Source organism: Streptomyces sp. NPDC001599 (assembly GCF_042893535.1).
Lineage (GTDB): Bacteria > Actinomycetota > Actinomycetes > Streptomycetales > Streptomycetaceae > Streptomyces.
Genome location: NZ_JBIAVA010000006.1, coordinates 18,330 through 37,092, shown reverse-complemented (window position 1 = coordinate 37,092; position 18,763 = coordinate 18,330). Strand labels below are relative to the sequence as shown.

The 18,763-nt window shown below is 68.5% G+C and carries 13 protein-coding genes and 1 pseudogene; 6 read left to right on the top strand and 8 right to left on the bottom strand.

Features of this window, described 5'->3' with window-relative positions; genetic code table 11:
- Positions 1 to 531 precede the first annotated feature (531 nt).
- Positions 532 to 717 (top strand): hypothetical protein, encoded by a 186-nt coding sequence (locus tag ACFYZ3_RS17235; protein ID WP_115744656.1) that lies wholly within the window; start codon positions 532 to 534, stop codon positions 715 to 717.
- A 231-nt stretch (positions 718 to 948) separates the two neighbouring features.
- Here the strand turns inward: ACFYZ3_RS17235 and ACFYZ3_RS17230 are convergent, their stop codons facing one another.
- The 5 genes from ACFYZ3_RS17230 to ACFYZ3_RS17210 all read right to left on the bottom strand — a co-directional run bounded on the left by ACFYZ3_RS17230 (position 949) and on the right by ACFYZ3_RS17210 (position 7,073).
- A complete protein-coding gene (locus tag ACFYZ3_RS17230; protein WP_115744655.1) occupies positions 949 to 2,721 on the bottom strand; it encodes an amylo-alpha-1,6-glucosidase in 1,773 nt (590 codons plus the stop codon).
- Between the two features lie 88 nt (positions 2,722 to 2,809).
- A complete protein-coding gene (locus tag ACFYZ3_RS17225; RefSeq protein ID WP_115746640.1) occupies positions 2,810 to 3,676 on the bottom strand; it encodes a carbohydrate ABC transporter permease in 867 nt (288 codons plus the stop codon).
- The gene (locus ACFYZ3_RS17220) at positions 3,673 to 4,644 is read right to left on the bottom strand and encodes a carbohydrate ABC transporter permease (RefSeq protein ID WP_387065088.1); all 972 of its coding nucleotides are present in this window, start codon (positions 4,642 to 4,644) and stop codon (positions 3,673 to 3,675) included. Before ACFYZ3_RS17220 ends, ACFYZ3_RS17225 begins: the two co-directional genes overlap by 4 nt.
- A 20-nt stretch (positions 4,645 to 4,664) precedes the next feature.
- Positions 4,665 to 5,906: an extracellular solute-binding protein gene (locus ACFYZ3_RS17215; RefSeq protein ID WP_115744653.1), complete on the bottom strand. Its 1,242-nt coding sequence runs from the start codon at positions 5,904 to 5,906 to the stop codon at positions 4,665 to 4,667.
- Positions 5,907 to 6,029: 123 nt separating this feature from the next.
- Complete coding sequence (locus tag ACFYZ3_RS17210) at positions 6,030 to 7,073, bottom strand: LacI family DNA-binding transcriptional regulator (protein ID WP_115744652.1); 1,044 nt, start codon at positions 7,071 to 7,073, stop codon at positions 6,030 to 6,032.
- 420 nt (positions 7,074 to 7,493) lie between these two features.
- Between ACFYZ3_RS17210 and ACFYZ3_RS17205 the strand changes: the two genes are divergently transcribed.
- A complete protein-coding gene (locus ACFYZ3_RS17205; protein ID WP_388517949.1) occupies positions 7,494 to 11,156 on the top strand; it encodes a LamG-like jellyroll fold domain-containing protein in 3,663 nt (1,220 codons plus the stop codon).
- A gap of 981 nt (positions 11,157 to 12,137) precedes the next feature.
- Here the strand turns inward: ACFYZ3_RS17205 and ACFYZ3_RS17200 are convergent.
- Positions 12,138 to 12,293, bottom strand: coding sequence for a hypothetical protein (locus ACFYZ3_RS17200; protein ID WP_205351065.1), 156 nt, complete (start codon positions 12,291 to 12,293; stop codon positions 12,138 to 12,140).
- Between the two features lie 282 nt (positions 12,294 to 12,575).
- Here ACFYZ3_RS17200 and ACFYZ3_RS17195 point away from each other — a divergent pair.
- The 3 genes and pseudogenes from ACFYZ3_RS17195 to ACFYZ3_RS17185 all read left to right on the top strand — a co-directional run bounded on the left by ACFYZ3_RS17195 (position 12,576) and on the right by ACFYZ3_RS17185 (position 15,433).
- A pseudogene (locus ACFYZ3_RS17195) lies at positions 12,576 to 13,783 on the top strand (ABC transporter permease).
- A gap of 187 nt (positions 13,784 to 13,970) precedes the next feature.
- The gene (locus tag ACFYZ3_RS17190) at positions 13,971 to 14,819 is read left to right on the top strand and encodes an oxidoreductase (protein WP_115744650.1); all 849 of its coding nucleotides are present in this window, start codon (positions 13,971 to 13,973) and stop codon (positions 14,817 to 14,819) included.
- Positions 14,816 to 15,433 (top strand): TetR/AcrR family transcriptional regulator, encoded by a 618-nt coding sequence (locus ACFYZ3_RS17185; protein ID WP_115744649.1) that lies wholly within the window; start codon positions 14,816 to 14,818, stop codon positions 15,431 to 15,433. Before ACFYZ3_RS17190 ends, ACFYZ3_RS17185 begins: the two co-directional genes overlap by 4 nt.
- Before the next feature lie 291 nt (positions 15,434 to 15,724).
- Here the strand turns inward: ACFYZ3_RS17185 and ACFYZ3_RS17180 are convergent, their stop codons facing one another.
- A complete protein-coding gene (locus ACFYZ3_RS17180) occupies positions 15,725 to 16,501 on the bottom strand; it encodes an alpha/beta fold hydrolase (protein WP_115744648.1) in 777 nt (258 codons plus the stop codon).
- 113 nt (positions 16,502 to 16,614) lie between these two features.
- Here ACFYZ3_RS17180 and ACFYZ3_RS17175 point away from each other — a divergent pair, with 113 nt between their 5' ends.
- The gene (locus ACFYZ3_RS17175) at positions 16,615 to 17,484 is read left to right on the top strand and encodes a helix-turn-helix transcriptional regulator (RefSeq protein WP_162833362.1); all 870 of its coding nucleotides are present in this window, start codon (positions 16,615 to 16,617) and stop codon (positions 17,482 to 17,484) included.
- Between the two features lie 251 nt (positions 17,485 to 17,735).
- On the opposite strand, the gene ACFYZ3_RS17170 is transcribed toward ACFYZ3_RS17175, so the two are convergent.
- The gene (locus tag ACFYZ3_RS17170; protein WP_115744646.1) at positions 17,736 to 17,930 is read right to left on the bottom strand and encodes a hypothetical protein; all 195 of its coding nucleotides are present in this window, start codon (positions 17,928 to 17,930) and stop codon (positions 17,736 to 17,738) included.
- Between the last annotated feature and the right edge of the window lie 833 nt (positions 17,931 to 18,763).

The window sequence follows — 18,763 nt, the reverse complement described above, 5'->3', positions numbered from 1 at the left end:
CAGTCCCCGGAACCTGCCGAAGCGCACGTGTCACAGCACCCTTCCTCACTCCCAGCCGGGTTCCTCCCGGCCGGGTCTGTCAAAACGATCGGCTCTGCTCCGTAATGGGCGGTAACGAGGGGTGACGACCGTCCGGTTCAATCAGGCGGGCCGGGAACTGGTCGGCGCCGAGTTTCAGATCCGAGTGAGGCCGCCGACGCCGAGGACTCCGCCCGTCTTCCCGCCACACCCCCCGTCCGCCCGGGGGCCTTCGCGCTGCCGAAACCCGTGACTTCCGCCTGGAGGTGACCACGGAACTCTGCCGCGCCCCCGGAGACACCGCGCTCACTGCCTACGGGCCTCGACGCCCTGGACGAGCCGCTGCAGGCCCGCATCGGCATCGCCCCCGACGTCACACTCCTCATCCAGCACGGCACCGCCGTCGGCTGGAGCCTCACCGACCCCGCGCGCTACCTGACCACCGGCTTCGCCGCCTCCGACCCGGCTCCCCCCGCCCCGGCCACCCGCTGCCCGCTCACCAAGTGCCTGGACTTGGTCACCACGGAGCTCCTCGACGAGGTGAGGGACCGGGCCCCGGCCGCCCTGGACCGGCTCCGGGCACTGGAGCAAGCTCTGCGGACCCAGCGCGAGGACCGCCACCGAACCGACGCCCTTCTCTCGCTCATCGCCGACCTGGTCGAGGACTACGCCGACCGGCCGACCGGGCAGAAGCCGTGAACCACCGGCCTGCCCCGCCCAGTTGGCAACGACGCGGACAACCGGAGGCGCAACGCCGTCCAGATCCGTTGGGCACCCACAACACCCCGGGCGGCGACCGCACCGCGGGCGGCGACCCGGTGGACCTCGCCACGGGCCTACGACCCCAGGTTGTGCTGGGGGCCACGGCCTGGACCGCTTACTGGAGGCCGTCGCCGGGCTGTCGGCAGTCTCGGAGGTCCTTGCAGTGCCTCATCTGGACGAAGACGTGCTCGACACGGGCACCGATGAGTCGCCGCCGCGCCTCACGTGTGCCTCGGCGAGCAGGAGGTAGCTACTGGCGGTCCAGGTGTAGGCGCGGTCCCGCAGGCCCGTTCCGGTCAGGGCGTCGAAGTTTTCAGCGAAGCCGTGGTTCTCGCACAGGGCGCGGAAGCAGGCGCTGATCTCGTCCGCCAGCCGGTGCTGTCCGGCGCGGCGCAGTCCGTCCTCGATGAGGACCGTGGCGGGGGCCCAGATCGGGCCGCGCCAGTAGCCGTCGGAGAGGTAGTGCGGGGAGGTCGGCAGTTCGGTGGCCAGTCCGTACGGGGTCAGATGGGCCTCGATACGGGCGGCCAGCACGCCGCTGACGTCATCGGGCAGATGCTCGCCCAGCACGATGGGCATCAGGTCGAGGAGGCTGTCACTGTGCCAGGTGTTGCCGCTGTCAACTCCTCGGGCGACGAACCGGTCGCCGCTCCAGAGCTGGTCGAGCATCGCCGCCTGCGTCGTCTCGGCGACTCGCGTCCACCGATGGACATCCTCCGGTATATCCAAGTGCGTTGCGAGTTCAGCTAGTTCGCGAAGCTGGAGCACGAGGAAGGCGGCCAGGTCCGCGGTGACGACCACGCGTTCGGGGTCGAAGGTGGTGGCGTTGTCCCAGCCGCTGTCGTTGCCGTGCTGGTAGTGGGGCAGTGCGGCCCCGGGCGCACGTCGTCCGGTGAGCCAGAAGTCCGTCCAGCGTGTCAGCCTGTCGTACGTCTCAGCCAGCTCCTCCGGGCCGGGCGGCATGGTCAGCCGACGTCGCAGGTAGCCGAACGCCCAACCGTGGATGGGCGGTTTGACGAAGTTGTGGAGGACCTCGGAGTGGGTGACCGAGTCGGGCAGTGCCCCGGCCCCGTCCTGGTGGTCGAAGGGCAGGTGATACTGGTCCCACGCCAGTTCGGGCTGTCCGGGGGCCAGAGCCAGGGCGTTGAAGCAGTGGTCCCAGCTCCAGACCTTGTCCATCCAGTGCTTGGACATGAGGACGCCGGGCCGGGTGACCAACCCCGCCGGATGGACGGTCGCGGACCACACGACGTAGGCGGCGAGTTCGGCGGCCGGGGTGGCGGACGACCGCCAGGGGGCCACCGTGTCCACGAAGTCCGCGAAGGAACTCTGCGCGGCTTCGACGATCTCGTCGAAGGCTGCCGCCCGGGCGTACGTGGGGCGGGCTGTGTCGAGTTCCTCGATCGCGATCTCCCATGGGCCGTCCGCGTCGGCGGCGACGGTCAGGCAGCGGTCACCGGCGCCCAGAGCCTGGCTGCCGAAAGTATCGGCGACCGTGCCGGAGAGCACGGTGACGCGGTAGCGGCGACCGGTCTCGTACGAGGTGAACACGTACGCGTCGGCGGACGCGTCGTGGAAGAAGTAGGTGCCGCTGAACGGGGTCAGCGTCCGGGCCGCCGCGGAGACGCGCAATGGCAGCCCCACACCGCGCAGGCGCACCGTGTCCGGCGACTCGTAGGCCAGATCGACACGGCCGGCGGCGCCGATCCAGCTCAGCAGGCTCGGAGTCGCCGCCACGCGGATCTCGGCCCGTTCCCCCGTCGCAGCGTCCAGCGGCACGAGGCCCAACACGGCGTGCATGCCGTTCTGGTGCGAGACGAGGTGGAGGTCCTCGGCCCAGATCTTCTCCGCCAGCACCGGGGAGATGTCGAACCAGGAACCGTACGTGCTGAACGGGATGTCCTGGACGGAGAAGGCCGGACCGGATCGGGCGGCGGTCATGAGATGTCACTCGTTTCTCGGGCAGGGGGCGCCGGCCGTCCGGCGGACGGGCACGGCCGTGGCGAGGGGGAAGGAGTGGTGAAAGAGGTCAGTCCTTGACGGCGCCGGCGGTCACACCGGCGGCGACGTAGCGCTGGGCAAGGACGAGGATGACCGCGGCCGGCAGCGAGGCCACGACCGCGGTGGCCATGATGGCGTTCCACTCCTGATTGTTGTTGCCGATGTAGTGGTAGATGCCGAGGGTGATCGGCTCGTGGGGGCCACCGTTGACCAGAGTTCCGGCGAAGACGAAATCGGACCAGGACCACAGGAACGCGAACAGGGACACCGTGACGACGGCGTTGCGGCTCATCGGCACGACGATCGACCAGAAGGTACGCAGGGGCCCGGCTCCGTCCGTCTTCGCCGCCTGCATCAGCTCGCCGGGGATGCCGGACATGAACGCGGTGAAGATGAGCACCGCGAAGGGAACGGCCAGGGTCGAGTCGGCGACGATCAGGCCGGGGACGGACTGGAGCAGACCGAGGCTGAGGTAGATGGCGTAGAAGCCCATCGCCATGATGATGCCGGGAATCATCTGGGCGACCAGCAGGACGAAGCCCAGGACACCGCCGCCGCGCGGGCGCAGCTTGGCCAGGGCGTAGCCGGCCGGAGCGGACAGGGCCACGGTCAGGACGACGGTGCCCAGGCCGATGACAAGGCTGGTACCCAGGTAGGGCAACTGCTCGGCGAAGACGGTGCGGTAGCCGTCCAGGGTGCCGTCGACGGGGAACAGGTCCGGTGGGCTCTTGCGCATGTTCTGGTCGCGTGTCAAGGACACGTTCAGCATCCAGTAGACCGGGAAGAGCATGATCCCGGTCAGCAGCAGACCGACGGCCGTCTTTCCCCAGGTACGCCTGCCTCTTCCCCGGGTGGGCTTGGTGCTTCCCCGCGTGTGCGTGGTGTTTCGGTTCATGACCATGCCTGCTTTCGCTGCACCCGGATATACACCAGTCCGAAGACCAGGGCGGCCACCACCAGCAGGTTGCCGACGGCCGCACCCGGCCCGAAGGCGGGAAGCAGGTTGCCGAATCCGAGTTGGTAGGACCAGGTGGCGAAGGTGGTGGAGGACTCCGCGGGGCCGCCCTTGGTCATGATCCAGATGATGTCGAAGACCTTGAGCGTGTAGACCAGGCCCAGGAGCAGGGTGATCGCGGACACCGGGCGCAGCAGTGGGAAGGTGATGCTCCAGAACCGCCGCCAGGCACCCGCCCCGTCCAGGGCCGCGGCCTCGTACAGCCCTGCCGGAATGGACTGCAGGCCGCTGTAGAGCACAACGAGGTTGAACGGTACGCCGATCCAGATGTTCGCGATGATCACCGAGGTCAGCGACCAGCTCGGCGAGGTCAGCCAGTTCACCGGGGCGATGCCCATCCCGTGCAGTGCGGCGTTGACGATGCCGGAGTCGCTGTTGAGCATCCACGACCAGGTGGAGGCCGACACGATCAGGGGCAGCAGCCAGGGCACCAGGAACAGGGCCCGCAGCGTGGCGGAGAGGCGGAAGTGCTGGTGGAAGAAGACCGCGAGCGCCAGCCCGATGACGTACTGGAAGGCCAGGCACACAACGGTGAAGAGGACGGTGTGGAGCAGGGCGGGGAGGAAGGTCGCGTCGGCGAGGACGGTCCTGTAGTTCTCCAGGCCCGTGAACGGGGCATCGCCCTGGACGAAGGAACGGACGGTGTAGTTGCGCAGGCTCAGGTCGATGTTGCGGTAGAGGGGGTAGGCGTAGAAGAGAACGAGGTAAAGGGTCACCGGGGCAAGGAAGGCCCAGGCGGTCCACTGCTGGGATGTGGGGCGGCGCCGTGTCCGGGACGGTGCGGCAGGGGCCGCCTCACCGGCGCCGGTCTCGGACCCTGAGAGCGGCAATTGTGTCATGTGACTCATCGACAGTCCCTGACGTCCTGCTACTTGGCAGCGGACTGAGCGGCGGCAAGCGCGTCCTTCGGAGACTTCGAGCCACTGAGGGCGGACTGGACGGCCTTCCACAACTGCTCCGAGATCTTCGGATACTTGGTGCCCAGATCATCGCTGGTGCGACCCTTGGCCGCCTTGACCGCATCCACCCACGGCTTGAGCTCGGGGTCGGCTGCCATCTGCTTTCCCTGCACCTCGGTGGTGGGGGCGACGTAGGAGAGGGTGGTGTCGGTGTCGTACAGGTTCTGAGTGCTGGTCAGACAGGCCGTGAGCTTCTGCGTGGTGGTGTAGCGACCGGCGTCGCCCTGCACCGGGAGGGTGACGAACTCTCCACCGGTCGGGGGCGCGGCGCTGCCGCCGTCGGAGCCCGGTATGGGCAGGACGCCGTAGTCGAATCCCGCCTTCTTGGCGTTGGCGAGCTGCCAGGTCCCGTTCTCGGCGAATGCGTAGTCGCCGGTCGCGAACTCCTGCCAGCTGGTGGTCTGGGTGTTGTTGAGTACGGAGTTGGGGGCGTAGCCCTTGCCCAGCCAGTCCGTCCACAGGGACAGCGCGGAGACGGCCGCGGAGGAGTCGATGTCGGTCAGTTCCGCGCCCGAGCCCCAGAACCACGGCAGGAACTGGAAGCTGCCCTCCTCCGTGCCGATCGCGGAGAAGGTGATGCCCTTCTTGCCCGCCTTCTTGACCTTCGCCAGCGCCGCCGTCATGGTCGGCCAGTCCTTGACCGAGGCGATGTCCACCCCGGCCTCCTTCAGAACCTCCTTGTTGTAGTACAGGGCAAGAGTGTTGGCGCCGATCGGAGTGCCGTAGGTCTTGCCTTTCAGCTGGCCGGCCTCGAGCAGGTTGGGGTCCACGCCCGAGGTGTCGAGCTTGTTCTCGTCGGTGGTCGTGAGGACGCCGGCCTCGGCCAGGGTCGACACCACCGGGTTGTCGACGATGAGGACGTCCGGGGAGTTGTCCTGCTGCGCGGCAAGGAGTGCCTTGTTCGCCAGGTCGCTGGTGTCGAAGCCGGTCCGCTTGATCTGCACGTCTGCCTCGGCGCCGCAGGAATCAAGGAGCTTGTCCCAGGCCGAGCCTTTGGCGAACTGCGGGTAGGGGTCCCAGACGGTGTACGTGCCGTCGTCGGCCCCCTTCGCCCCGGTGCCTCCCGAGCCGCAGGCAGTGGCGCTGAGGGCGACGACCAGGGCGGTCGCAGCCGCGGTGGTCAGACGGCGCTTTCTGGCGGAGCTGTTCATCGCGGGTTCCTTTGTCTTGAGCATGCGGGTGCCGAGGGCGGTGAGCAGGTGGAGAGCGCGGGCATGCCGAACGGCGCGGGGGGACCGGTTCGGGTGTCCAGTGGTCTGACGCGTAGGGGGTGATCAGGGCGTACGGGGCCCGGTGTCCGCCGGGGGTGTGGCGCCGACCGGCCCGGTGCTGGCCCGCAGGGACACCGGTGGTACGAGGAGGTGGTGCCGGGGCGGTGCGCCGGGGTTGTCGAGCCGCTCGACCAGGAGGTCGACGGCCAGACGGCCCAACTCCGCCGCCGGTACGTCCGCAGCGGTGAGCTGCGGGGTCACCGTCTGCGCCCAGCGGCTGGCCACGACGCCGGTGACGGAGAAATCACGCGGCACATGGCGGCCGGCCTCGACCAGCCCTCGGTAGAGACCGCCGAGCGCGGCCTCGTTCAGGGTGACCAGGGCCGTGGTGGCCGGATCGTCGTGCAGGATCCGTTCCAGACACGTCTGGCCCGAAGCGGGGTCGTCCCCACAGCAGTACGTCCGGACCGTCAGCCCGCGTTCGGCCGCGGCCTTCGTGAAGCCGTCCAGACCGCGGTGCGCGGACTCGTACCCGCTGCGCAGCAGTTGCTCGGGACGGTTGACGAAGGCGACTCGGCGGTGCCCGAGATCCGCCAGATGGTGCACGCACGCCTCCACCAGCGCGGTGTGGTCGAGCCCGGCCCACCAGCTGCCCTCGGGCCGCGCGGTACGGCCGATGGCGACGAACGGAAAGTCCACAGCGGCCAGATGGTCCACCCGGTCGTCCTCGAGACGGATTTCCATCAGGATCGCGCCGTCGACCCGCCGCTCCCCCAGCAACCGCTGGAAGGAGCGGTCGCTGTCCACGCCACTGGGGGACAGCAGTACGTCGTAGTCGTAGGCCGCAGCGGCCTCCACCACACTGCCGATGAAGTCCAGTTGCATGCCCGTGTAGTGGTTCCCGGCCGGCGGGAAGACCAGCCCGAGCGTGCTGGTCCGCCCGTTGGCCAGGGCGCGGGCGCTGGCGCTGGGTTGGTAGCCCAGCTCGTCCACGACCTGCTGGATCCTCCTTCGGGTGCCCTCCGAGACCGGGCGCTTGCCGCTCAGCGCGTAGGACACGGTGCTCCGCGAGACACCGGCCCGGCGGGCGATCTCACCGATGTTCACGGCGACTCCTTCGTCGAACCGGTTCGCATGGAGTGAAGGTAGGAATCGCCGGAGCGGCTGTCAATACTCGGAACACACTTCACCAAAGCCCGTCAGTGAGAAGGAAAATTCTTTCCGCCGGGGGGATTGCTGGCCGCATTACCCGGTGCTAGCTTCGCCGAACCGGTTCGATGAAGCGATCCCTCCGCCGAACCGACGGGGCAAGAAGCCCCCTGGGCCCGATCCGCCTCCACTCCGGAATCCGAACCCGGAACCCGGAGCCTGGAACTGCCTTTCCGCTCCTTGGAGCGCAGCTGACCGAACGGGTTCGGCGTACTCCTCCCCAGGCTCTCCGCACGGAACGGCACTTGGACGAGCCGCCGACCGAGGAGGGCCGGCCAGATCCCGGAACCCCTGACTCAAGGATTGAGGACGCAATCCATGCCATCCGCTGACAGATCCGCCCGGCGCCGAAGCTCGGCCGCCGTGGCCCTGGCTCTCGGCGCGGGCCTGCTGGCCACACCCGCCGCGCCGGCGCAGGCGGCCGACGCGCCCCGGCCCGCCGCTCACTACACCTTCGACCAGGACGACCTCGCCTCCGGAAAGATCAGCGACAGTTCCGGCCACGGTCTGACCGCGAGCCTGCTCAACGGATCCACCGCGCAGTCCGTCACCGGCACCGGCGGAGGCAAGGCGCTGGCTCTGCCGGGCGGGGCGCCCACCTCCGACGGTGCGTACGTCCGCCTTCCTCGCGAAGTGGTCGGTGAAGCAGACGACCTGACGGTGTCCGCCCGTGTGAAGTGGGGCGGCGACAAGTCGGCCTGGCAGCGGATCTTCGATCTGGGTAGCAACGACACCAAGTACCTCTTCGCCACCCCGTCCAACAACAGCGGCCTGCTGCAGACCTCGGTGACCACCGGCGGAGGAGGCGCGGAGGCGCAGACCCGCGGGTACGCGATGCTGCCCGCGGACGAGTGGCGGACGGTCACCGTCACCCTCGACTCCACCACGGGCCGGGTCACCACCTATCTCGACGGTGTGGTGGTCTCCTCCGCCGCGACCAGCATCAAGGCCAAGGACCTGCTGGGCACTTCGGCCACGACAGCCGGCTACATCGGCAAGTCCTTCTATCCGGACCCCCTGTTCAAGGGGGCCATCGACGACTTCACCGTGTGGCACGCGGCGCTCAGTGCCGAGCAGGTGGCCGGTACGGTCGGAACTCTGCCCACCCTCAAGGAGCTCTCGAAGACGTCCTTCGAGGTCCGTACGACGTCCGGGACCGCTCCATCCCTCCCCGCCGCCGTCCGCTCCTCCTTCTCCGACGGCTACGACCGCGACACACCGGTCACCTGGAACGACGTACCGGCCGACAAGTACGCCCGGCCGGGAACCTTCACTGTGGCGGGAACGGCAGCCGGGCGCACGGTGCGGGCGACCGTCACCGTGGTCCGCGAGGGTCAGCTCACCGTCGACCTCGGATCGGACACCGGCGCGTTCCACGGCGGCGCCTCCGGCACCCTCTACGGCGTGTACGGACCGGACGTCCCCACCAACAACCTCATGGAGGGCATGGGCCTGCGCACGGTCTCCACGAAGGCGCAGGACGGCCCGCAGCACCCCGGCGCCGACGCCCTGGAGGTGGTCAAGCCGCTGGCCGACGCCACCGACGGTGACGTGTACATCTACATGACCGACATCCACCGCGGCTTCCCGTACCAGTGGCCGGGCGATACCCCCGAGCAGAAGCTCAAGCTCTACCGGGAGAAGATCGTCAAGCAGGTCGACCAGGTCCTGAAGCTGCCGAAGGAGTACCAGGACAACGTCGTCTTCGTGCCGTTCAACGAGCCCGAGGGCAACATGTTCGGTACCGGCGAGTGGAGCTACAACAAGGTCAGCTGGCTGAACGACCCGGACGACTACTTCACCGCCTGGGACGACTTCCACCAGCTCATCAGGAGCAAGATGCCCGAGGCCCGCATCGCGGGCCCCAACACCAGCATCCTCTTCGACCAGGTGAAGGGTTTCCTCACGCACGCCCAGGCCGCCGGTACTCTTCCCGACGTCATCACCTGGCACGAGCTGAGCCACCCGGAGGCGGTGCGCGAGAGCGTCGCCAAGTACCGGGGATGGGAGAAGGACCTCTTCAAGGGCACCGCCAAAGAGGGCACCCAACTCCCCATCAACATCAATGAGTACGCGTTCAACTACCACACCTCCGTGCCCGGCCAGATGATCCAGTGGGTGTCCGCGATCGAGGAGTCCCAGGTCGACGCCGACATCGCGTACTGGAACATCGACGGCAATCTCTCCGACTCCGCGGTGCAGTCGGGCCGCGGCAACGGCCAGTGGTGGCTGCTCAACTCGTACGCTTCGATGAGCGGACACACGGTGAAGGTGACCCCGCCGTTCCCGGGCGAGAACTACACCATGCAGGGTGTCGCCACGCTCGACGAGAAGAAGAAGCAGGCCCGGCTGCTCTTCGGCGGGTCCACCGGCAAGGGCCACATCACCTTCGACAACGTACCGGAGAAGATCTTCGGCGACCGGGTGCACGCCTGGGTGCGGGAGATCGAGTGGAGTGGCCAGCTGGGAGACTCCCCCGGGCCGCAGCTGCTCGCGGAGCGGGACGTGCGGGTCGGTGACGACGGCACGGTCGTCGTCGGCTTCGGCGACGGCGGACTGCCGAAGCTGAAGGAGTCCTCGGCGTACGAGATCATCCTCAGCCCGGCGGGGAAGGCCGCCGGCACACAGTCACCGTCCACGCGCTGGAAGTCGTCGTACGAGGCGGAGGACGCCGCCCACACCGGGTCCGGTTACTCGAAGAACGGCCCGGAGGGTTCGCCCCGAGACGTGTCGAAGTTCTACACCTCGGGCGGCTACGACGTGGGGGGCCTGCGCACCGGCTCGGACCTCACGCTCGACTTCACGGTGGACGTGCCCGAGGACGGCACGTACGACCTGAGTGTCTTCGCCAACTCCCTCAACACCTTCGACAAGGTGAAGGAACAGGGCCCCACCAACGTCTTCCTGCGCGTCGACGGCAAGGCGGCCAGCGAGCAGGAGCTGCACCTTCCGCTCGGCTACAAGTGGGTGGTGTGGGACCACGCCGACACCAAGGTGAAGCTCACCAAGGGCAAGCACACCCTGACGCTCGCCGCGAAGAGCGCCGACGGCAAGCGCGCCACCCAGGGCGATGCCATCGTCGACCGCCTCCTCCTCTCCCTCCCGGGGGCTTCGGCCACCGCCCAGGTGTACGAGGGCGAGCTGGCCTGGCCGGCCCGCGGGGCGCGGCCCGTGTACGAGCTGCCGGAGCAGGCCGGGACCCCCGCCACCGGCTCCGGCGCGGTCCGGCTCGGGAAGGGGCAGACCGCCACGTTCTGGGTCCACTCACCCGCCGACCGCGAGGCCACCCTCGAGGTCGACACCCTCCGCAGCGCGAACGCCCGGCTCACCGTCAACGGACACGATGTCCTGCGCCTGTCCCAAGGCAGGAACAGCGTGGCGGTCTCCCTTTCGGGAGGCGTCAACAAGGTGACTGTAACCGGAGGTTCGTCCAGCACGCTCGTGGACCGGCTCACGGTCACGCCCACCCAGGGCGCGCTTCCGACGCGTACGTACGAGGCGGGCGACGCCGAACTCGCGGGCTCGGCCACGCTCGCCCCGCTCTCCCTGGCCACCGACAACACGGCCGTCACCGGAATCGGCGGTGAACCCGGCAACGGCAACACCGCGACGTTCACCGTCGGCGCCGACCGGGCCGGCCTGTACGCGCTGCGCGTCCGCTACTCCAACCCCGAACAGTCCGAAGCCACCCACTACAACCCGGACCCGCTCGCCCGCCACGCCGACATCACCGTCAACGGCGACGAGATGCGCCGCGTCGGCTTTCCGCACAGCTTCCACCGCAATAATTTCTGGGAGCTGACCATCCCGGTCCACCTCAAGAAGGGACAGAACACGGTCTCCTTCAGCTCCGAGGAGCTGCCGAACTTCGACGGCACCACCTACGCCTCGGACACCTTCCCCGGCGTACTGCTTCGCTCCCGCTACGCGCCGCTGATCGACCGGATCACCGTCGCGCCGTACGCGCGGAAGGTGCGATGAGGTCGTCACCACCTGCGGCACGGTGACACGCACGGTGGTCGGGTAGCAGGGGCGCCATGCCCTCACCCTGTCCAGCAGGGCGCACCCGCTCGACCATCGATCCGCAAGCAGGCGCCTGGGTCCGACACAGTCGGCGGTCCCGGGCGCCGGCCTGATCGACGTCGTGTGGCCACGACCGAAACCCCGTCCGTCAACGACCGCCACCGCGCCGCCGAAGGCCGCTCGGCCGGTTTCGCCGTACGTCCCTCACCGCGGTGCGACAGCCCCGGGAGCGGTTCCGAGAGGACTTCGGCAACCACTACGGGCAAAGGCCGACGACACCCTCTGAGTCCCCGGGGGACGTCTGCGCCGCCATCACCGTCCCCACCGGCTTCCCAACCCGAAGCACATCGAAGGATCTGGGAACTGAACCTGCCCAGCATGGTCCGAGGTACCGAAATCGCCCCGGGATCGCCCCAGTGACCAGAGCAATGCGACTGGCCCAGGGCCCCGAGGCAAGCGGCATCCGAGCGTCAAGAAGCTCCCAACGCGACCCGGAAGACGCCGCCGATGCGGGCGTCTCCCTCATGAATGCGCAGGTCAGGCAGCCTGCGAGGATCGATCCGTCCGCTCGACCCGCTGAGCGGACGGAAACAGGTCGAACGCCCGTCCCCCGCCACAAACCCGCAGGTCAGGCACCCTTGTCCGCAGGCTCCAGAATCGCCACGCACTCCACGTGCGACGTCATCGGAACGATGTCGGCCTGAGCGAGCCACGGAAAGACCAGGTCAGAGCCACTTTTCTCAGAGGCCAGCTGGCTCCTCGCCCTGCGTAGCCCCGGACTCGTCGCAGAGACCGCCACGGCGCCTCCGTCCCAGGCGATTGACACGTACAGGTGGCGCCATGCACCGGTGCGGGGTTCGTACGGCTGGTTCCGTTCCATGGCCGACGGCTCAGGAAAATGCGTGTGAGGATGGTATGAGTTGTCTGCGTTCGTGCAGGTCAGCCTTGCGGCATCTCGGCCCACACACGGGCGGCCATCGCCTCGGCCTCGTCCTGCGGTGTTCCCGCCCGTACCAAGATGATCCCGCGAGACTGGTCCGGAAACGTGACCTCCCGCATTGCCGTACCCAACGGGCCCGTCGGATCGTCCGACATGGCGCCTCCCTTCGGCGGCTACCGTCCACGCCAAGGGGATGTCGCCCAGAAGACACGGACCCTCGGCCAGACGGAGGACAGCCCCGCGGACAGCACAGGATCACCTGCGCTCTGACAGCAGCCTGATCGTCGGCCGGCGACGCGTCGTGGCTCCCAACGACTTCGTCATCGAACTGCTCCCGGAAATCCACCGGCTGATCGCGGCCAGCCCTTCCGTGACACCGGCCCTCGCCGGCCAGGTGCGCCGTCACGCCGCCGAACACGGATCACGCCGAAGGCAGGATCGGACCGGTGCGTCTCGCCCCTCTCGATGTGCTGGTCCTGGGGCTACTCGGCCTGCGCACCCGCAAGCTGCGCGCCGCGCTGTCGGCACTCGGTATCTCGATCGGCGTCGCCACGATGATGGTGGTGACCGGGATCCCGGCCTCCAGCCAGCGGGCGCTGATGGACGAGATGACGGCGCTCGGGTCCACCATGCCGCGAGTGCCGCCGTTTTCGGGACAGGCCGTGCAGGTCGAACTGCCCGAGGAATCGATCAACATGGTGCGCCGCATCAAACCGGTCACCGAGGCGAGCGCCGTGGCCAACACCCATGCCGCGGTCCGGCGTTCCGACGTCATCGGTGACGACGACCTCTCCGGTACCGGACTCAGTGTCCTCGCGACCCGACGCGACGTGCGGAGCGTGGTGGGAGGAGAAATCTTCTCGGGCAGGTTCTTCAGCGCCGCCGACGAGCAGTTCCCACGGTCGTCCTGGGCTACCGGGCCGCCCGCCAACTCGGCATCGGGGAAATCCCCGAGAACGACCCGGCTCCACAGATACAGATCAACAAGTCGTGGTTCACCGTGATCGGCATCCTCCACTCCGTACCGCTTTCCGACGATCTCGACAACGCCGTACTGACGGGATGGCCCGCCGCCAAGAGGACACTGCGCTTCGAGAGAAACCCCACGGCCATCTTCGTCAAGGCACGGGACGCTCATCTGGAAGACGTACGGTGCGTACTCCCCGCCACCGTGTTCCCGGAGCAGCCCGGACAGGTCCAGGTCAGCCGCCCGTCCGACGCCCTGGCGGCCAAACGCGCCACACAGAGCAGCTTCTCCTCGCTCTTCCTGGGCCTGGCCGGTGTCGCACTGCTGGTAGGCACTGGTAGGCGGCATCGGCGTGGCCAACACCATGGTCATCTCGGTCCTGGAGCGCCGAAGGGACATCGGGCTGCGCCGGGCACTGGGCGCGACCCGCGGTCAGATACGCGTCCAGTTCCTCACCGAGTCCGTGGGCCTGTCGCTGCTCGGCGCACTCGCCGGAACCCTGTTCGGCGCCCTCGCGGACATCAACTACGCGCACTACCAGGGCTGGCCGGCGGTGATACCGCTGACCTCGGTCACGGGTGGCTGTCTGGGCGCCGTGCTGATCGGCATGGCGGCCGGTGTCCACCCCTCGGTCCGCGCGGCACGCCTTCCCCCACAGAGGCACTGGCGTCGACGTGACCGGCGGCGGCACCGCGGGTGCCGGAAAGGTCGTGCCATGACGCGGCCCCTTCACGAGATCGAACCTTCATCCGAGCCGGGCCTGCCCACCATGAGAATCAACGTGGTGACGGTAAAAATCTACAGTGTGTAGACTTCTTGCTGGAGGGAGCGGTTCGGCTCCTCGCAAGACCTCTCTGGAGGAACAGTGCAGAAGCAGAACTGGCTCATCACCGGCGTCAGCACGGGCCTCGGACGCGCCTTCGCCGAGGCCGCCCTGGCTGCAGGCCATACCGTCGTCGGCACCGTCCGCTCCGAGGAGGGCCTGCGGGCCTTCGAAGAACTCGGGCCCGGTACGGCTCACGGTCGCCTGCTGGACGTGACGGACGACGACGCCGTCCCCGGTGTGGTCGCGGAGGTGGAGCAGAACGTCGGCCCGCTGGACGTCGTCGTCGCCAATGCCGGCTACGGCCTGGAAGGAACCTTCGAGGAAACCCCGCTGGCCGAGGTGCGGCGGCAGTTCGAGGTCAACGTTTTCGGAGCGGCGGCCACCCTACAGGCGGCGCTGCCCCACATGCGCGCACGCCGCCACGGACACCTGATGGCCGTCACCTCCATGGGCGGACTCATGGCCGTGCCCGGCATGTCCGCCTACTGCGGCAGCAAGTTCGCCCTGGAGGGCATCCTCGAGGCGCTGGGCAAGGAAGTCGCGCAGTTCGGCATCCACGTGACGGCGATCGAGCCGGGCTCCTTCCGCACCGACTGGGCCGGACGGTCCATGACACGCGCCGCACGGACCGTCGACGACTACGACGAGCTCTTCGCCCCCATCCGCGAAGCACGGCAGAAGGCCAGCGGCAACCAGCTGGGCAACCCGGCCAAAGCCGGGGACGCCCTCGTGCACATCGCATCGCTCGAACGCCCGCCGGCCCACCTCGTCCTGGGCTCCGACGCGCTGCGACTGGTCACCGCCGCACGCACGGCCGTGGACGAGGACATCCGCGCATGGGAGGCACTCTCCCGTACGACCGACTTCGCCGACGGCGCGCAGCTGTGACGCCCGGCCACCACCCCGCACGGAGCCGTCGCGCCGCCGAACGCAAGGGCGACGTCCGGGAGCGGGCCATCCTCGACACCTGCGAGGCCCTGCTGGCGGACAAGGGATACGACGCCATGACCGTCGGCGACATCGCCCAGGGCGCCGGCATCACCCGCGGCGCGCTGTACTTCTACTACGGTTCCAAGCAAGAAGTGGTCACCGCACTCGTGGCCCGGACCGTCGAGCACCTGTGGGAACGGTCGAGGGCCACCGCGCAGGTCGACGAGCCGCGCCGGGCCATCGCGGCGGCCATGCAGCGCACGGTCGAGCTGTGGAACGAGCACGGCCTGGTCATGCGCACGGCGATCGACCTGTCGTTGACCGTGCCGGAGATCGGCGAGCTGTGGAACCACACGGCCGACCTGTTCATCGCGGCCATCACCGCCGTCCTGGAACGTGCCGGCATCCAGTCCGGCACCGCACCGGACCAGGCCCCGGCGATGGCACGCGCCCTGTGCTGGATGATCGAACGGACCTTCTACCACGCCTCACAGGAATCCCGCGAGGAGCTCCACAATGCGTCGGCGACATGCGCACACATCTGGCTGACCAGCGCCGGTCTGACCACATGAAGTTACTGCCGGTCGCGGCGAGGCACGAACCCTCGAAAATCCGGTCGGGTTATGGCCATTGGCGTGGACAGCTGTTCGTATCCTCGTGCGGCAAGGGTGCTGGTGGCCAGATGCCGTTCGTAGGCGATCCGAGCTCCAGCTTCTCGCTCCGGGCCGGTCGTCGTCCTTCACGGCCACGGCCGGCCCCCTCAGCGTCTGCCCCCAGGCCGAAGCCTTCATCGACCAGATCCCTGTCCTGCGGCATGTGTGGGGTGATCAGGGGCGCGGCCGGCCGTCGGGCCACGGGGACGGTCAGGCTGCCGGCGCGAATGCGGTGATGGCGTCGACGAGGTCAGCCGGGGCTTCCAGCGGGATCAGGTGACCGGTGCGGGGGACCACCACGAAGTCTGGGTGCGAGAGGTAGGGCACCAGGTTGTCGCGGAGCACGCCGACGGGTTCCACCTGGTCGCGCTCTCCCGCGATGACGAGAGCGGGTACGTCGATCATGCGGGTGTGTTCGGTGACGTCCTGCGCGATGCCGTGCAGCGGCCACTCGGTGCGGGCGGCGTCGGCGACGGTCCGCGAGTCGGTCACGATCTGCGCCCTGACCGGCCCGGGCAGCTCGGTCGCGGTGAGGACGTGATCCCGTGCCCCGGCCACGGACTCGGCGGAGTCGTAGGCGTGCGACAGGGCTTGCTGGTACTCGGGAGTGACCTGTGCGGCAGGCTTCGCCGGGCCGGAGCCGACGAGGACCATGCCACGGAGGCCGGCGGGCCGGGTGGCCGCGACCAGCTGGGCGACCTTGCCGCCCATGGAATGCCCCACCAGGACGTAGTCGGTGACCCCCGCGTCCGCGAGCACGGCGAGTGTGTCGTCGGCGAGCTGACCGAGCGTGTAGGGACCGGGCAGAGCGCTCGACCGGCTCCACCCGCGGAAGTCGACCGTGAGCACGTCACGGCCCGCCAGGCGGTCGACGACGAGGTCCCAGGTGCGGGCGGAACCACCCCAGTAGTGCAGGAACACCAGAGTCGGTCCGGCCCCCGTCCGATGGTCGTAAGTGGGCAGTAGCGTCTGCTGCGTCGTGTCCATGATGACTCTTCCCCGGTCGATGCGCTGGGCGATTGCCCCGTGCATTCATTGAAACTTCTACACCCGGGCGGGTCATTGGAGTGACTGGTCACCCGATGGTGAAAACTGGACACGTGAGCATGATCCGGCAGATGACCTACCAGCCTGCGGGACGCCCCGCCGGCTCAGTCGAGACGATGACGTTCGGCCGCCTTCGCGAGCTGAACGACGGCGGCACGCAGCGCGCCGACTTCCACGTCCTCGCCGTCGTCGACGCCGGCCCCGGCTCGGTCACCGTCGACTTCCGCCGCCACCCGCTCCAAGACCGGTCCGCGGTGTGGATTCCACCCGGCGCGGTGCACCGGTGGGACGACATCGCCGACGTGTCAGGACACCTCGTACTGTTCGTGCCGACCGCGCCGGTCACCCACGCCACCCGAGAACTGGCCGCCTCCCCCGACCCGGCCGCGCACTGGAGCATCCCCGACGCCGACTGGCCCTTCGTCGACACGGCGCGCAGCCACCTCCTCCTCGAAGCATCCGCCCCACCCGATGACTCCCGGACGGAGCTGCCCGGAATCCTCCTCTCCGCGCTCATCACCCGGCTGCACCCACCGCACGCAGAAGCACGACTCACCCATCCGGAGTTCCGGCTGTTCCGCACCAGCGTCGAAGCACACTTCCGGCAACACCACGACGCCGGCCACTACGCCCGCACGCTGGGTTACGCGCCCCGCACCCTCTCACGAGCGGTGCAGCAGGCCACCGGCCGCACCGCGAAGGCGTACATCGTCGAACGGATCACCCTGGAAGCCAAACGGCTCCTCGCACACGACCGCCTCACCGCCGCCCGCTGCGCCGACGTGCTCGGCTTCCCCGACGCATCGAACTTCTCGGTGTTCTTCCGCAAGGCGACAGGCATGCGCCCGGGCGCATGGCAGACGGCGGTGGCCACCGAGTCAGGACGCACCCACAAGAACACCCACATCAATGCGGAGGCGTGACCATCAGCAGCACCGCACCACCCGCCCGCCCGCCCCGCTCCCCAGCGCGCACCACGGCCTGATCGGCCTCAAGCAACGCGCCGAACTCCTCGACGGCTCCCTCTCCGCCGAGCCCACCCCGCAAGGCGGATTCCAAGTCGCGCTACGAGCCCCCTCGCGGCCAGTCTGAGCACGCCCCGGCCACAGCTCGCGCAGTCGGCGGAGCATACGGCCTGCCAGGATTTCGTCGATCTGGAGGTAGCGCTCACCGGTCACTTCAGGTATCCCAGGATCTCCGCATCGCCGTCCATGAGTTCGACCAGGACGTCATCGACCTTCAGCTCGGCCCGGTCCTGGGCGTCACGGATAGCCTCGATGGCAAGTTCCTGCTTGGTGCGGCCCTCCTGGCGGGCCCGCTCCGTAGGCTTCGCGTCCAGGTCGTCAGGGAGTCGGAGTGTCATCGCCATTCGTGCTGGTACCTGACCGGTATCAGGTGGCGCGGTCAAGTCTCGCGCGCCAAAGCGTGGGCGAAGATGGCGGCTCGCAGCGCCTGCGAAGGTGCAGCAGAGACTTCCGCTTCGGGCGTCGTCCGAGCGTCAAGAATGCCCGAAAGCCCCTGCGAGGGCGTCGCCCACGCAGGCACCTCACTCACGAACCCGTAGGTCAGCGATCCGCAAAGATCGATCCATCGCTCGGACCGTTCCACGGAGGGAAACAGGTCGAGTACCCACCCGGACAACAGAAGCGCAGGTCAGGACCGCTTGGCCTCAGGCTCAAGGATCGCCACGCACTCCACATGCGACGTCATCGAAAAGGCGTCGACCTGAGCACTCCGTGGAAAAGTCCAGGTCAGAGCTATTCTCTTAGCTCGACGTCCTGTGTCTGAGTACCTGGAGCGTCAAACGAGCGTCACGTTGACGAGCGGCAGGACGTCCCAGTGTCCGCGTGGACGACAGTGCATTCGGTGATGAAGCCAGCGTCCGTAAAGGGCCGGACAATCTACGGCGCCAAGGTGCATCAACTCCAGCCACATCCTCTCGTCCAGTGGCCGCGCCCGCGAATGCGCCGACTCCGACCAGCACGCCAACCAGGCAGGTCGGCGGCGAGCACGGCGCGTCATAGGCCCATCGCCGCCTGCGTTTGTCGCTGCCCAGCCAGCGGGACAGGACCATCGGTGTGGCCTGCGGGTGGTGATCTTCAGCAGCCCTCAAACCGCGGTGACACCGTCGCCTCCCCGGCGTCGTGTGTTCGGCGTAGCAGGCGCCCCAGTGCCCCTCTCGCACTCACTGAAAACGAAGGC

Excerpts from the sequence above, each read along its gene's own strand:
- ACFYZ3_RS17230 (WP_115744655.1), bottom strand. The coding sequence starts at position 2,721 with ATGACCGCCGCCCGATCCGGTCCGGCCTTCTCCGTCCAGGACATCCCG.
- ACFYZ3_RS17225 (WP_115746640.1), bottom strand. The coding sequence starts at position 3,676 with ATGAACCGAAACACCACGCACACGCGGGGAAGCACCAAGCCCACCCGG.
- ACFYZ3_RS17220 (WP_387065088.1), bottom strand. The coding sequence starts at position 4,644 with ATGAGTCACATGACACAATTGCCGCTCTCAGGGTCCGAGACCGGCGCC.
- ACFYZ3_RS17215 (WP_115744653.1), bottom strand. The coding sequence starts at position 5,906 with ATGAACAGCTCCGCCAGAAAGCGCCGTCTGACCACCGCGGCTGCGACC.
- ACFYZ3_RS17205 (WP_388517949.1), top strand. The coding sequence starts at position 7,494 with ATGCCATCCGCTGACAGATCCGCCCGGCGCCGAAGCTCGGCCGCCGTG.
- ACFYZ3_RS17200 (WP_205351065.1), bottom strand. The coding sequence starts at position 12,293 with ATGTCGGACGATCCGACGGGCCCGTTGGGTACGGCAATGCGGGAGGTC.
- ACFYZ3_RS17180 (WP_115744648.1), bottom strand. The coding sequence starts at position 16,501 with ATGGACACGACGCAGCAGACGCTACTGCCCACTTACGACCATCGGACG.
- ACFYZ3_RS17170 (WP_115744646.1), bottom strand. The coding sequence starts at position 17,930 with ATGGCGATGACACTCCGACTCCCTGACGACCTGGACGCGAAGCCTACG.